Source organism: Protofrankia coriariae, from assembly GCF_001017755.1.
In the GTDB taxonomy this organism is placed as follows: domain Bacteria; phylum Actinomycetota; class Actinomycetes; order Frankiales; family Frankiaceae; genus Protofrankia; species Protofrankia coriariae.
The window spans coordinates 139,503-153,009 of the sequence record NZ_JWIO01000017.1 but is presented as its reverse complement, the minus strand read 5'-3'; the positions used below and the strand labels follow the sequence as shown (position 1 = coordinate 153,009).

13 protein-coding genes are annotated in these 13,507 nt (G+C 70.5%); 10 read left to right on the top strand and 3 right to left on the bottom strand.

Features of this window, described 5'->3' with window-relative positions:
• Positions 1–54 precede the first annotated feature (54 nt).
• A complete protein-coding gene (locus FrCorBMG51_RS12805) occupies positions 55–513 on the bottom strand; it encodes a MaoC/PaaZ C-terminal domain-containing protein (RefSeq protein ID WP_047223275.1) in 459 nt (152 codons plus the stop codon).
• A complete protein-coding gene (locus tag FrCorBMG51_RS12800; RefSeq protein WP_047223318.1) occupies positions 510–965 on the bottom strand; it encodes an FAS1-like dehydratase domain-containing protein in 456 nt (151 codons plus the stop codon). Before FrCorBMG51_RS12800 ends, FrCorBMG51_RS12805 begins: the two co-directional genes overlap by 4 nt.
• Before the next feature lie 188 nt (positions 966–1,153).
• On the opposite strand from FrCorBMG51_RS12800, the gene FrCorBMG51_RS12795 reads away from it, so the two are divergent.
• Positions 1,154–2,329, top strand: coding sequence for an acyl-CoA dehydrogenase family protein (locus tag FrCorBMG51_RS12795; protein WP_047223274.1), 1,176 nt, complete (start codon positions 1,154–1,156; stop codon positions 2,327–2,329).
• 2 nt (positions 2,330–2,331) lie between these two features.
• Entirely contained in the window at positions 2,332–4,365 is a 2,034-nt protein-coding gene (locus FrCorBMG51_RS12790; protein WP_200902432.1) for an AMP-binding protein, read from the top strand.
• A 55-nt stretch (positions 4,366–4,420) separates the two neighbouring features.
• Here FrCorBMG51_RS12790 and FrCorBMG51_RS12785 read toward each other — a convergent pair whose 3' ends face one another.
• Positions 4,421–5,191 (bottom strand): FadR/GntR family transcriptional regulator, encoded by a 771-nt coding sequence (locus FrCorBMG51_RS12785; protein ID WP_047223273.1) that lies wholly within the window; start codon positions 5,189–5,191, stop codon positions 4,421–4,423.
• Between the two features lie 95 nt (positions 5,192–5,286).
• Between FrCorBMG51_RS12785 and FrCorBMG51_RS12780 the strand changes: the two genes are divergently transcribed.
• The 8 genes from FrCorBMG51_RS12780 to FrCorBMG51_RS12745 all read left to right on the top strand — a co-directional run.
• Positions 5,287–6,405 (top strand): acyl-CoA dehydrogenase family protein, encoded by a 1,119-nt coding sequence (locus FrCorBMG51_RS12780; RefSeq protein ID WP_047223272.1) that lies wholly within the window; start codon positions 5,287–5,289, stop codon positions 6,403–6,405.
• Between the two features lie 74 nt (positions 6,406–6,479).
• On the top strand, positions 6,480–7,646 hold the full coding sequence (locus tag FrCorBMG51_RS12775) for an acyl-CoA dehydrogenase family protein (protein WP_047223271.1): 1,167 nt from the start codon (positions 6,480–6,482) through the stop codon (positions 7,644–7,646).
• Positions 7,646–8,395: an SDR family NAD(P)-dependent oxidoreductase gene (locus FrCorBMG51_RS12770; protein ID WP_047223270.1), complete on the top strand. Its 750-nt coding sequence runs from the start codon at positions 7,646–7,648 to the stop codon at positions 8,393–8,395. The genes FrCorBMG51_RS12775 and FrCorBMG51_RS12770 overlap by 1 nt, the downstream gene beginning before the upstream one ends.
• Positions 8,395–9,597 (top strand): thiolase family protein, encoded by a 1,203-nt coding sequence (locus FrCorBMG51_RS12765; protein WP_047223269.1) that lies wholly within the window; start codon positions 8,395–8,397, stop codon positions 9,595–9,597. Before FrCorBMG51_RS12770 ends, FrCorBMG51_RS12765 begins: the two co-directional genes overlap by 1 nt.
• Positions 9,594–10,823, top strand: a complete 1,230-nt coding sequence (locus FrCorBMG51_RS12760) for an acetyl-CoA hydrolase/transferase family protein (protein WP_047223268.1) — start codon at positions 9,594–9,596, stop codon at positions 10,821–10,823. The genes FrCorBMG51_RS12765 and FrCorBMG51_RS12760 overlap by 4 nt, the downstream gene beginning before the upstream one ends.
• Positions 10,824–10,882: 59 nt before the next feature.
• Positions 10,883–11,812, top strand: coding sequence for a hydroxymethylglutaryl-CoA lyase (locus FrCorBMG51_RS12755; protein WP_047223267.1), 930 nt, complete (start codon positions 10,883–10,885; stop codon positions 11,810–11,812).
• A gap of 90 nt (positions 11,813–11,902) precedes the next feature.
• The gene (locus FrCorBMG51_RS12750) at positions 11,903–12,661 is read left to right on the top strand and encodes an SDR family NAD(P)-dependent oxidoreductase (protein WP_013873381.1); all 759 of its coding nucleotides are present in this window, start codon (positions 11,903–11,905) and stop codon (positions 12,659–12,661) included.
• 205 nt (positions 12,662–12,866) lie between these two features.
• Positions 12,867–13,507: enoyl-CoA hydratase/isomerase family protein (locus FrCorBMG51_RS12745; RefSeq protein WP_200902431.1), on the top strand; the 641-nt coding region annotated here is incomplete at its 3' end.

The following is a 13,507-nucleotide window of genomic DNA, read 5'->3' as shown; positions in this document are numbered from 1 at the left end:
CCGGCGGTGGCCGCCGGTGTGGGGAGTGGTGGGCCGGCGCGGGCCGCGGCGACCTCAGGACGAGGCGACGACGGCCTTCGCGCTGGCCCGTACCACCGTGTCGTCGCCCCGGCGCACCGACAGGGCGATCTCGGCGACCGACTCCGTGACCGGCGCGGCGGCCGAGGCGGGGCCCGGCCCGTCGACCGCGACGATTTCACCGGACAGGCGCAGTACGTCGCCGAGGAAAACCGGGGCGACGAAACGCACCTCGAATTCCCGCAGGTGCTCCACGCCCAGCCAGTCCGACAGCCAGCCGGCCAGCATCCCGGCCTGCAGCTGCCCCATCGAGATGACACCGGGAAAGCCGCTCGAGCGCACGAACTCGGGATCGTGGTGCAACGGGTTGAAATCGCCGCCCGCGCCGGCGAAACGCACGATGTCGGTCTGCGTGAGCGGCCCGATCTCCCGGGCCGGATGGGTGTCCCCGACCGCGGCCCGAATGGGTTGCCTGGCCCGAACAGGGTGACTCATGCGCTCTTTCCTCGCTCGATGAGCACATCCCGCTGCCGGACGACCGGTGCTCCCGTGGCGTCGACATACTCGGTTTCCAGTGTCACGACGCGCATGGAGCCGCCGCGTTTCCCGTCGCGGCGTTCGTCGCCGACGACGCGGCGCACGGCGCGCAGCGAGTCCCCGGCCCGCAGCGGGCGCAGGTACTGCCAGCGCACCGAGCCCACGACCACACGCTCGAGGGCCAGGCCGAGCCTGTCGACGAAGGCGCGCTGGTCACGCCAGTGCCCGACGACGACGACGTGGGTCGGGGTGGCCGGCAGATCGTCGAAACCCGCGGCGCGCGCGGCGTCCGCGTCCGTGTGCACGGGGTCCGTGGTGAACGTCGCCCGGGCGAACTCCCAGATCTTGCCGCGCTCGACGTCGAAGGCGATCTCGTCCACGACCGTGCCGATGAGTTTCCCGTCGCTCACCCGTTGTTCCTCGCCACCGTGAAAGCCGCCACCGCGCAAGTCCTCCCCGTGCCAGCGGCCGCTGTGCAAGTGGTCACCATGTAAGTAGCCACCGTGCATGTGGTCACCGTGCATGTGGTCACCGCGAAAACCCCTTTTCGGTCTGACCTATAGTACCATCGCATCAATCGCGGATGAGGGGTGCAAGTATGGATCTTGCGGACTCGCCAGGGGAACGACACTTCCGCGCCGAGGTCCGGGAATGGCTGGCGACGGCACTTCCGCGCCTTCCCTGGCCGGAGCCGGCCGATCTGGTCGAAAAGCTGCCGTTCTGGCGGCAGTGGCAACGTCTGTTGTTCGACGCCGGTTATGCCGGGCTGTCGTGGCCGAAGGAGTACGGCGGCGGTGGCGCCGACGCGAAAATACGCGCGGTCTTCGCCGAGGAGACCGACCGCGCCGGCGTCCCCGAACGGCTGAACATCATCGGTGAGGACCTCGCGGGTCCGACGATCATCGAGTTCGGCACGGACGAGCAGAAGGAGCGCTTCCTGCGGCCGATCCTCACCGGCGAGGAGATCTGGTGCCAGCTCTTCTCCGAGCCGGAGGCAGGCTCGGACCTGGCGTCGTTGCGGACCAGGGCGACCAGGGTCGACGGCGGCTGGCTGCTCCAGGGCCAGAAGATCTGGACCAGCCGGGCGCACCTCGCCGCCAACGGCATCCTGCTCGCGCGCACCGGCGGCGGGCCGCGCCACAAGGGGATCACCTACTTCCTGCTGCCGATGGACGCCGACGGCGTCACCATCCGTCCGCTCGCGCACATGCTGGGTGAGGCCGAGTTCAACGAGGTCTTCCTCGACGACGTCTTCGTCCCGGACGACAGGGTCGTCGGCGAGGTGGACGGCGGCTGGCGGGTCGCGATGGCCACGCTGTCCTACGAGCGGGTCGCCATCGCCACCGGCCGGGTGAACACCAAGCGCGCCGTCGACACCATCATCGCCGACATCAGCCGGCGCACCGGCGACGACGGGCGCCCGCTGGGGGAGGACCCGGCGATCCGCCAGAAGGTCGCCGACCTCTACGGGCGCGCCTTGATCCACTATCTCATCGGCCAGCGGGTGGTCACGCTCGCCGCCGCCGACGGCCCGCCCGGGCCGGTCACCTCGATCGGCAAGCTCTACTTCTGCCCGCTCGTCGAGGATCTGGCCGACTTCCGGCTCTCGCTGGAGCCGCTGGGCGGCCAGTTCTCCCCGGATGACAGGCAGTTGGACAGCACGCGCTGGCTCCGGCTGGCCTACCAGGCCCGCGGCACCGCGATCGCCGGCGGATCCACCTTCATCCAGCGCAACATCGTCGCTGAGCGTATCCTCGACATGCCCCGGAGCTGACCGTGACCGAGCATACTGGGACCGAGCACACCGGGACCGGGCACACCGGGACCGAACACGCCGGGGCCGGGTACACCTGGACCCCCACCTCGGAGTACATCGAGAACGCCAACGTCACCCGGCTGGCGCGGGCGCACGGCCTGTCATCGCTGGCCGAGCTGCGCGAGCGCTCGGTGCGCGACATCGGCTGGTACTGGGACGCCGTGGTCAAGGACCTGGGCCTGCCCTTCCGCACGCCGTACTCGCAGGTGGTCGACATCTCCGCGGGTATCGAGCATCCCGACTGGTTCGTGGGCGGCGAGCTCAACATCGTCGACGCCTGCCTGGGGCGCTGGGACGGTGACGCCTCGGTCGCGAACCGGCCGGCCGTCATCCACACGGCCGAGGACGGCACGACCACGACGGTGACCTACCGTGAGCTCACCCGGCAGGTGGAGCGGGTCAGCGCCGGCCTGCGCCGGCTCGGGATCGGCAGGGGCGACGCGGTCGCCCTGTTCCTGCCGATGATCCCCGAGGCCGTCGTCGCCTCCTACGCGGTCGCCCGCATCGGCGCGGTCCTGGTGCCGCTGTTCTCCGGGTTCGCACCCTCCGCCATCGCCTCCCGTATCCAGGACGCCGACGCCAGGGCGGTCGTCGTCGCCGACGGCACCATCCGGCGCCGCCGCGCGGTGGCCATGAAACCGCTGCTCGACGAGGCGTTGCGGTCCTGCCCGACGGTGGAGCACGTCGTCGTCGTCGGCAACCTCGACGACGCCCCGGAGACCTCCGCGACCAGGGATGTCCAGTGGAGCGACCTGCTCACCGGCCCGGATGACGCCGGCCCGGGTAACGCCGGCCCGGATGGCGCTGGCGAGGCCGAGGCGCTGCGTGCGACCGACACCCTGCTGCTGGCGTACACCTCCGGGACGACGGGCCGGCCCAAGGGCGCCGTCCACACTCACGCAGGCTTCCTGGTGAAGGTGGCCAGCGAGGTCGCCTACTCCTTCGACGTCGGCCCGGGAGGCGTGTTCTGCTGGGTGACGGACATGGGCTGGATCATGGGCCCATTGTCGATCTTCGGGACGCACGCCAACGGCGCGACGCTGCTGCTCTACGAGGGCTCGCCCGACGTGCCCGACACCAACCGCCTGTGGGACCTGGTGGACCGGCACCGCGTCACCATGCTCGGGGTCTCGCCGACGCTGATCCGCACGCTGCGCTCCAGCGAGAAGATCTCGCTGGACGACTTCGACCTGTCGTCGGTGCGCGTGCTCGGCTCGACGGGCGAGCCATGGGACCCCGACTCCTACGAATGGCTGGCCAGGGACGTCTTCGGAGGGCGGGTCCCGATCATCAATTTCTCGGGCGGCACCGAGGTCGGCGGATCCTTCCTCGCGCCGTACCCGGTCGAGCCCATCCGCAGCTGCTCGCTGGGCGGCCCGTCGCTGGGCATGGACGTCGACGTGGTGGACGACCGGGCACAGCCGGTGCGCGGTGAGGTCGGCGAGCTGGTGTGCCGTCAGCCCTGGCCGGCGATGACGCGCGGGGTGTGGCGGGACGAGGCCCGCTATCTTGAGGCGTACTGGTCGACCTTCCCCGGCCTGTGGCGCCACGGCGACTTCGCCCTGGTCGACAAGGACGGGCAGTGGTTCATCCTGGGCCGCTCCGATGACGTCATGAACGTGGCGGGCAAGCGCCTGGCACCGGCCGAGGTCGAATCTGTCATGATCACCCATCCGGCGGTGGCCGAGGCGGCGGCGGTCGGCGTCCCGGACCCGAAGAAGGGCGAGGCCGTCTGGGCGTTCTGGGTTCCCCGTCCGGACGCGACGGAGGACGTCTCGGCGCAGCTGCGGGAGATGGTCGCGGCCGAGCTCGGCAAGCCCTTCGCCCCGGGGCTGGTCCGGCGGGTGTCGCAACTGCCCAAGACGCGGTCGGCGAAGATACTGCGGCGCGCGGTGCGGGCGGCGGCCCTGGGCCGGGATCCCGGGGACCTCTCCGGCGCGGAGAACCCGGACGCGGTGGAGGAGATCCGCGCGGCGGTCGGGCTGGACGCCTGAGCCCGGTATGGACCGGCGTGTGACGACGGGGCCGTGGCAGGCTGACGAGAGCCTGTCACGCCCCGTTGTTGGGAACCGATATCTCGGTGCGTTCCTCGACCTCGAGGACCGCCTGGGCGTAGGAGTGGACGTGACGGTTCATCCGGCGTACCGCGGCCTCGGGGTCCCGCGCGCGAATGGCCCTGGTGATGGACACGTGCGCCTTCGCCGCCAGCCGTCGCACCTCGTCGTTGATGAACCGCTCGTTCTCGGTGGCCGTGTAGATCGCCCGCGACAGGGCGGTCATGAGGCCGATCAGCAACTCGTTGTGGCTGGCGGTGGCCACGCCCACGTGCCAGTCGACGTTGGCCTGCAGGAACGCCGCCAGCGTGCTGCCGGTGTCGGCGATGGCCTCGTTGGCGGCATCGAGCACCTTCAGGTCGTCCTCCGTGCGGTACCGGGCGGCGAGCTGGGCGCAGAACGGCTCGATGGCCTCGCGGGTCTCCAGCAGCGCGGCCAGCCGGATCTGCTGGCCTCTGATCACCAGGCTCACCGAGGTCTCGACCGCGTCCTTGCTCGGCCGCTGGACAAAGGCGCCACCGGCCCGACCGGCCTTGATCCGGACCAGGCCCTGAACCTCAAGGATGCGCAGGGCCTCCCGGACGGTTGAACGGCTCATCCGGGTCTGCGTGACCAGCTCACGCTCTGGTGGAAGCGGTGTGTCCTCGGTGAACTCGCCGGTGAGGATGCGCTCGCGAAGCTCGTTCGCCAGCACGTCCGATGCCTTGGGGACCTCCATGGGAGCGAGCCGGATCGCCGATCGATCCTTCTTCAACGCGTCGGCCATGTGATTCTCTCTATCGATGGTCTATTGGTCAGACCTAAGTTACCATCCGAACATCGTGCGCAGGGCAATCATGGACGAGCATGACAGGAGCGGGCATGCGGTGGGATCTGGCCGACGAGCAGGAGATGTTCCGGGACTCGTTGGGCGAGTGGCTGGACCGTTTTGCCCCCGCCGAGACCGTGCACAACTGGCTCGGCGCCGGTGACGCCGCCACCTTCGAGGGGCTGTTCGTCTCGGAGGGCTGGCTGGCCGTGGGGTTCGCGGAGGAGTACGGCGGCCAGGGCGGCGGCCTGTTGGAGCTCGCGCTCACGGCCGAGCGGCTGGGGCGTCACAGCGCCCCGTCCAGCGCGTGGACGGCGTCGGTGCTCGCCGTCGAGGCGTTGACCGGCCTGCCGGGGCGGGCCGCCGCGGTGCTCACCGACGGTAGCTTCGCGGCTCTCGCCGTGGACGCCGACAGGCCGCCGGACGAGCCCGGCCCGGTTGTCCAGGTGGAGGCCGACCGGGTCGGCCTGGACGGCCTGGACGGCCAGGAGATCGGAGTCCTGCGCGGCACCGTACGGTCGGTCCTCGGCGCGGACCGCGCCCGGTACCTGGTCGTTCCGGCGAGCACGGCCGCGGGGCGGGCGTTGTTCCTGGTCGACGTCGACACCGAGGGTGTGGGGATCAGAGCTCGCGAACTGCTGGACCGCAGCCGCTCGGTGGCGGATGTGGATCTCGCCGACGTTCCCGCCCGGCGGCTGGACGTCGACGCCGAGCGGGTGCTCGCCCAGGCCGCGCTGCGGGCGGCCGTTCTCGTCGCTGCCGACAGTCTCGGGGCCGCGGAGCGCATGCTGCGTCTCGCGGTGGAGTACAGCAAGCAGCGGCGGCAGTTCGGGGTCCCGATCGGCTCGTTCCAGGCGGTGAAGCACGCGGCTGCCTCCATCCTGGTCTCGGTCGAGGCAGCCCGGTCCATCGTCTACTTCGCCGCCGCGTCCGTGGACCAGGGGAACGAGGATGCGGCGCTGCACGCGGCGACCGCGAAGGCGCAGGTCACGGCCGCTGGTGAGCAGGCGGCCGACAGTGCGCTGACCATGCACGGCGCCATCGGCTACACCTGGGAGCACGAACTGCAGCTCGCCTACAAGCGGGCAAAGCTGAACAAACGGCTCTTCGGCGCGCCGGGCGTGTGGAACGAGCGGCTGGCCGCGGCACTGCCTCTGCTGCCCGTCAGCTGATACAGACTTTTTGGTCTGTCCTTTGATACGCTCCATCCAAAAGCTGTCGTGCCTGGCCGAACAGGAGACCTGCCGTGGACTTCGACCTGACAGAGGACCAGGCGACGATCCGCAAAGCTGTCGCCGAACTCGCGAGCAAGTTTGACGATCAGTACTGGTTAGAGAAGGACTCCGCACACGAGTTCCCGACCGAGTTCTACGACGCGTTCGCCAGGGGCGGCTGGTTGGGGATCACCACGCCCGAGGAGTACGGCGGTCACGGCTTCGGTATCACCGAGGCGTCGATCCTGCTCGAAGAGGTGTCGGCGTCCGGCGGCGGCATGAACGCCGCGAGCTCGATGCACCTGTCGATCTTCGGGATGCACCCGGTCATCGTCCACGGCTCGGAAGAGCTCAAGCAGCGCAACCTGCCCCGCATCGTCAACGGCGACCTGCACGTGTGCTTCGGGGTCACCGAGCCGGGCGCGGGGCTCGACACCACGCGCATCACCACGTTCGCCCGCCGGGACGGCGACCACTACGTGGTCAACGGGCGCAAGGTGTGGATCTCCAAGGCGCTGGAGTCCGAGAAGGTCCTCCTGCTCACCAGGACGACCAAGTACGAGGACGTGAAGAAGAAGACCGACGGCATGACCCTCTTCCTGACCAACCTCGACCGCAACGCGGTCGACATCCGGCCGATCAGGAAGATGGGGCGCAACGCGGTCAGCTCGAACGAGCTCTTCATCGACGACCTGCGCATTCCGGTGGAGGACCGGGTCGGCGAGGAGGGCGCGGGGTTCCGGTACCTGCTGGACGGGCTGAACCCGGAGCGGATGCTGATAGCCGCCGAGGCGCTCGGGCTGGGCCGCGCCGCGCTGCGGCAGGCCGTCCGCTACGGCAACGAGCGCGAGGTGTTCGGCCGTCCCATCGGCAAGAACCAGGGCCTGCAGTTCCCGCTGGCCGACTCGCTGGCCCACCTCGACGCGGCCGAACTGGTGCTGCGCAAGGCGACCTGGCTCTACGACCAGGGCAAGCCCTGCGCCCGGGAGGCGAACACCGCCAAGTACCTGTGCGCCGACGCCGGTTTCCAGGCGGCCGACCGGGCGCTGCAGACGCACGGCGGAATGGGCTACTCCGAGGAGTACCCCGTCGCGCGCTACTTCCGGGAGGCGCGGCTGCTGCGGATCGCCCCGATCAGCCAGGAAATGGTCCTGAACTATCTCGGCCCACACGTTCTCGGTCTGCCCAGGAGCTACTGATGTTCGGTTTGCACGGCCGCTCGGCACTGGTGACGGGGGCGGGCAGCGGGATCGGGGCGGCGGTCGCGGAGGCGTTCGCGGCCGCGGGTGCCGCGGTCCTCGTCTCCGACATCGACGAACAGGCGGCGAAGTCGGTGGCGGAACGGATCCGCGCCACCGGGGGTACGACGGACTCCTTCGCCCTCGACGTCCGCGACGGCACGGCCGCCGCCGAGGCCGCCCGGCGCGCGGCGGCGCTCGCCGACGGCACCCTGCACATCCTGGTCAACAACGCCGGCGCGATCGCACCGGCGATGTTCCCCGACCTCACCCAGGAGGCGTTCCGCCGGATCATCGACATCCACCTGGTCGGCAGCTTCGTGTGCAGCCAGGCCGCCCTGCCGTACCTGCCCGAGGACGGCAGCGGGCGCATCATCAACGTGACCTCGGCCGCGGGGCTGCAGGGCACGATCGGGCAGGCCAACTACGGGGCGGCGAAGGCCGGCATCATCGGCCTGACGAAGTCGCTGGCCAAGGAACTCGCGCGGCGCAACGTCACGGTCAACGCGCTGGCCCCGCTGGCGGCCACACCCATGACGCAGAACATCCGCAGCAACGAGAAGCTGGCGCAGAAGACGCTGGCGAGAATCCCGCTCGGCCGCTGGGCGCAGCCGGCGGAGATCGCCGGCTGTTTCGTGTTCTTCGCCTCCGACGCGGCCGCGTACATCACGGGCCAGGTGCTGCCCGTCGACGGTGGAACGGTGATGTGATGACCAGGGCGACCACGAGCCCCTTCCTGCGCACCGGCCGCGAGGTGCTGATAGCGGAGGCCGTCCGCACACCCATCGGCAGGTCGCACCCGGAGCGGGGCTGGTACCGCGACACCCACCCCAACGCGATTCTCGCCGCCTGTTACACCGAGCTGATCGCCCGCGGCGGTATCGCTCCCGACGTGGTCGAGGACCTCGTCATCGGCTGTACGGCGCCCTTCGGCGAGCAGTCGCGCAACATCGGGCGCAACGCCTGGCTGCAGGCCGGCTACCCGCCCGAGGTACCCGCCGTCACCCTCGACCGGCGCTGCGGGTCGGCGCAGACCGCGCTCGCCATGGCGGCCGCGCTGATCGGCTCCGGCACGCACGACGTGGTCATCGCCGGCGGCGTCGAGCACATGGGGCACGTCCCCATCAACTCGCCGGGCAAGATCTCCGAGCTGTACGGCGACCCGTGGCCGCGGGAGCTGCGCGACCGGTACTCCTTCGTCCACCAGGGCGAGAGCGCCGAGCTGATCGCGGACCGCTGGCAGATCAGCCGCACGGAGATGGACGAGTTCGCGGTGCGCTCGCACCAGCTGGCCGTCGCGGCGGTCGACGAGGGCCGCTTCGCCGCCGAGATGGTGCCCCTGGAACTGGCGGGGGAGACCCGTAGCAGCGACCAGAGCATCCGGCCGGGCACCAACCTGGAGACGCTGGCCGGCCTGAAGCCCTCCTTCCGCCCGGAGGACGGGCGCATCACGGCCGGCAGCTCGTCACCGATCTCCGACGGCGCCGCCGCCGTGCTGCTCGCCTCCCGCCCGGCCGCGCAGCGCTACGGCCTGAAGGTCCGGGCCCGCGTCCTCGACCAGACCACGGTCGGGGTCGACCCGATCATCATGTTGACCGGCCCCATCCCCGCGACGCGCAAGCTGCTCGAGCGCAACGGGCTCACGATCGACGACATCGACCTGATCGAGATCAACGAGGCGTTCAGCTCCGTGGTACTCGCCTGGGAACGCGAGCTCAAGCCCGACATGGACCGGGTCAACGTCAACGGCGGGGCCATCGCGCTCGGGCATCCCGTCGGCGCCACCGGCTCGCGCCTGACTGCCACGATCCTCGCCGAGATGCAACGGCGCGACGCCGAGCTCGGCCTGATCACGATGTGCTGCGGCGGCGGGCTCGGCACCGCCACTCTGGTGCAGCGGCTCGACGGATGATCGATCTCACGAGGTACCTGGCGCCGGGTGCCGGTGTCTGGTGGGGCCAGGCGAGCGCGGAACCGCAGCCGCTGGTGCACGCGCTGCTCGACCAGATCGACCGGCTCGGCCCGCGGCGCGCCTTCTGCGGGCTGAGCTGGGACAAGCGGCTCACCCGGGAGCTGCCCGAGACGCTTCGTCTGGTCTCCTACGGCGGCCTGGGCGAGTTACGGGTGCTCAGCCGCGCCGGGCGCCTCGACGTGCTGCCGTGCCACTACTCCGCGCTGCCGCGGATGTTCGCCGAGGGGCATCTGCCCCGTGACGTCGGCTTCGTCCAGGTCTCGCCGCCGGACGCCGACGGCACCTGCTCGCTCGGTGTCGGCGTGGACTACGCCGCCGACGCCGTGCGGCACACCCCCGTGCTGATCGCCGAGATCAACCAGCGGATGCCGGCGACCGTCGGCACGCCACGGATCCCGCTGAGCCGGTTCGCGGCCGTGGTGGAGACCGACCGCCCGCTGCGGCAGGCACCCGAACGTCCGCCGGACAGCACGGACCAGGCCATCGCGCGCAACGTTGCGCAGCTCGTCGAGGACGGGAACACCCTCCAGATGGGTGTCGGTCCGCTTCCATCCGCGGTCCTCGACTGTCTCGTCGGCCACCGGGATCTCGGCTTCCACTCCGGGATGATCTCCGATGGCATCCTGCGCCTGGTCGACAAGGGCGTGCTGACCGGGGCACGCAAGGAGATCGACCGGGGCGTCATCGTCACCGGCGCGGCGCTCGGCAGCACCGAACTGTACGAACGGCTGGTCGAGCTGCCGGTCGAGTTCCGCCCCGCCAGCTACACGCACGCCCCGGCGACACTGTCCCACCTGCGTTCGCTGGTGTCGATCAACTCGGCCATCGAGGTCGACCTGACCGGGCAGGTCGGAGCCGAGGTACGGCGCGGCGTCCTGATCGGGGCGGTCGGCGGCCAGGTCGACTTCTCGCGGGCGGCGGCACTGACCGGGACCCGTTCCATCATCGCGCTGCGCGCGCGTTCCGGGGCTCAGTCCACGATCAGGCCGGCTCTCGAGGCAGGCGTGGTGACGACGTCCCGGTCGGACGTGGACGTGGTCGTGACGGAGTACGGCGCCGCACACCTGCGTGGCTGTGACCTTGTGGAACGTGCCCGGCGCCTGATCGCCATCGCCGCGCCGGAGCATCAGGAAGCCCTCGAGCGGGCTACCTCGGACAGATCCTGAGCAGCCCGGTCAGGCCCGCGGCGGAACAGATCCACGGAGAACGGAGAGGAGCCCGAACAATGAGCACGCACCGCCCCGACCGTGTGCACATCCGGGAGGTCGGCCCACGGGACGGTTTCCAGAACGAGCCGGAACGCATCGCCACCGACAACAAGGTCCGGCTCATCAACGCCCTGGGCCGAGCCGGTTTCAAACGAATCGAGGTGGCCAGCTTCGTCCGCCCGGACGTGATCCCACAGCTTGCCGACGGCGTGCAGGTACTTGAGCGCATCGACGTGCCCGACGACGTGTCGCTCATGGTCCTCGTCCCGAACAGCAAGGGGCTGGACAACGCGCTGAAGGTGCGCCACCTCTTCCACGAGGTCGCGGTCTTCGTGTCCGCGTCGGAGACGCACAACAAGAAGAACGTCAACCGCACCGTCGACGAGACGATGGCCGACAACGACGTCATGGTCGGCCGGATCCGGGCGGAGGGGCTGCGCTGCGCCGCCGTCATCGCGACGTCCTTCGGCTGCCCGTACGAGGGCAGGATCGAGCTGAAGCGGGTGCTGGACATCGCGGAGCGGTTCGCCGAGGCGGGGGCGACCGAGGTCGGCTTCGGTGACACCACCGGGATGGCCAACCCCGCGTACGCCGGCGAGTTCTTCACCGCGGCGCTCGAACGGCTGCCCGGCGTCGAGGTCACCGCCCACTTCCACAACACGCGAGGGCAGGGGCTGGCCAACGCGTTCGCCGCGCTGGAAGCCGGCTGCTCCAGCTTCGAGTCGAGCTTCGGTGAGCTCGGTGGCTGCCCCGTCCCGGCCGGGTCGACCGGCAACATCGCCACCGAGGACCTGGTGAGCATGTTCCACGAGATGGGCGTGGCCACCGGCCTGTCGCTGCCCGCGATCATCGAGGCGGCCCGCGAGGCGCAGTCGGTGCTCGGCCGCACCCTCACCAGCCACTCGCTCATTGCCGGGCCGGTCAACTGGCCGTCCAGCGCCGCCTGACGGCTTTTCCGCCGGCACGGTTTTCCCGGCGGCACGGCTTTTCCACCGACACGACGAACACACGACACGACGAGCACAGCGGAGACAAACATGAGCAATCGGGTCGCCTTCGTCACCGGCGGCGCGCAGGGCATCGGCGAGGGCATCTCGCGGACGCTCGGGGCCAGGGGTTTCCAGGTCGCCGTCGCCGACCTCAACTTCGAGGCGGCGACGGCCACCGCCGCGGCCGTCAACGCTGCCGGCGGCAAGGCCATCGCCGTCCACGTGGACGTGACGGACACCGCCTCCGTCCAGGCCGGGGTGAAGGCGGTGACCGGCGAGCTCGGCCCGGTCGAGATCGCCGTGAACAACGCCGGCTGGGACGACTTCCTCAAGTTCGTCGACACCACCGAGGAGTTCTGGGACCGCATCCTGGAAATCAACTTCAAGGGGGCGCTGCGGGTCACCAAGACCGTGGTACCCGGCATGCTGGAGCGGGGCTGGGGGCGCATCATCAACATCGGCTCCGACGCGGGCCGGGTCGGCTCCTCGCTCGAGGCGGTGTACTCCGGCGCCAAGGGCGGCATCATCGCCTTCACCAAGACGCTCGCCCGCGAGGTGGCCACCAGGGGGGTCACCGCGAACACCGTCTGCCCCGGCCCCACCGACACGCCCGCCCTGCGCAAGTTCGCCGACAACGCCGGCCAGGACGCCGAGAAGGTCATCGCCGGAATGACGCGGTCGGTGCCCCTGCGCCGCCTGGCGCAGCCGAGCGACGTGGCAGCGGCCGTCGCGTTCTTCGCCTCCGACGACAGCGGCTACATCACCGGTCAGACGCTGTCGGTCAGCGGCGGGCTCACGATGGCCTGACCGGCCCGCCGGCCCGGCCGAAGACGTTCCACCCGGAAAGATATCCACACAGGATGGCAGGCGGCGGCCGGCACCCGTTTCACGGGTCGTGTCCGTGGCCACCGCGGATCCACGAGCTGTTGATGAGGATGGCACAATGCCCGACCCTGGTAGGCCCGACGCTGGTAGGCCCGACGTTGGTAACACGGCCGTCAGATGGGATCGCGTGGCGGACGGCGTTCTGCGTGTGACGCTGGAGCGGCCGCCCGCGAACGCGCTCGGCAAACCCATTATCGAAGGGCTGGCCGCCGCGCTGGACGAGCTGGACGCGGCGGGCAACGTCATAACCGTCGTCACGTCCGCCATTCCGGGTTTCTTCGCCGCCGGCGCGGATATCAAGCACATGTCCGGGGTGGACGCCGAGTCCTTCCTGGCCTATGGCAACGAGCTGCGTGGCGTGCTCGACCGACTTGCCGCGCCGAACCGCGTCACGATCGCGGCCATTGACGGGCTGGCCCTTGGCGGTGGGCTTGAGCTCGCGATGGCGTGCACGCTGCGGATTGCCGGGGCCGGGGCGCGCCTCGGTCTGCCCGAGGCCAGGCTCGGCCTGATCCCCGGCGCGGGCGGCACCCAGCGGCTGCCTCGGCTCGTCGGCCGTGGCCGGGCCCTCGACATCATGCTGACGGCCAGGCAGGTGCCCGCGCCGGAAGCCCACGCGATCGGCCTCGTCGACCGGCTCGTCGCGGACGGGCAGGCCGAGCAGGAGGCGCTCAAACTCGCTGCCGAACTGCGCCGACTGTCACAGCCCGCCCTGCACGCCGTGGTCCGGACGGTCGACGCCGCGTTCGACCTGCCGCTGCCGGCGGG

Coding starts and splice junctions, on each gene's coding strand:
- FrCorBMG51_RS12755 (WP_047223267.1), top strand. CDS start 10,883: ATGAGCACGCACCGCCCCGACCGTGTGCACATCCGGGAGGTCGGCCCA.
- FrCorBMG51_RS12770 (WP_047223270.1), top strand. CDS start 7,646: ATGTTCGGTTTGCACGGCCGCTCGGCACTGGTGACGGGGGCGGGCAGC.
- FrCorBMG51_RS12760 (WP_047223268.1), top strand. CDS start 9,594: ATGATCGATCTCACGAGGTACCTGGCGCCGGGTGCCGGTGTCTGGTGG.
- FrCorBMG51_RS12795 (WP_047223274.1), top strand. CDS start 1,154: ATGGATCTTGCGGACTCGCCAGGGGAACGACACTTCCGCGCCGAGGTC.
- FrCorBMG51_RS12765 (WP_047223269.1), top strand. CDS start 8,395: ATGACCAGGGCGACCACGAGCCCCTTCCTGCGCACCGGCCGCGAGGTG.
- FrCorBMG51_RS12785 (WP_047223273.1), bottom strand. CDS start 5,191: ATGGCCGACGCGTTGAAGAAGGATCGATCGGCGATCCGGCTCGCTCCC.
- FrCorBMG51_RS12805 (WP_047223275.1), bottom strand. CDS start 513: ATGAGTCACCCTGTTCGGGCCAGGCAACCCATTCGGGCCGCGGTCGGG.
- FrCorBMG51_RS12780 (WP_047223272.1), top strand. CDS start 5,287: ATGCGGTGGGATCTGGCCGACGAGCAGGAGATGTTCCGGGACTCGTTG.
- FrCorBMG51_RS12750 (WP_013873381.1), top strand. CDS start 11,903: ATGAGCAATCGGGTCGCCTTCGTCACCGGCGGCGCGCAGGGCATCGGC.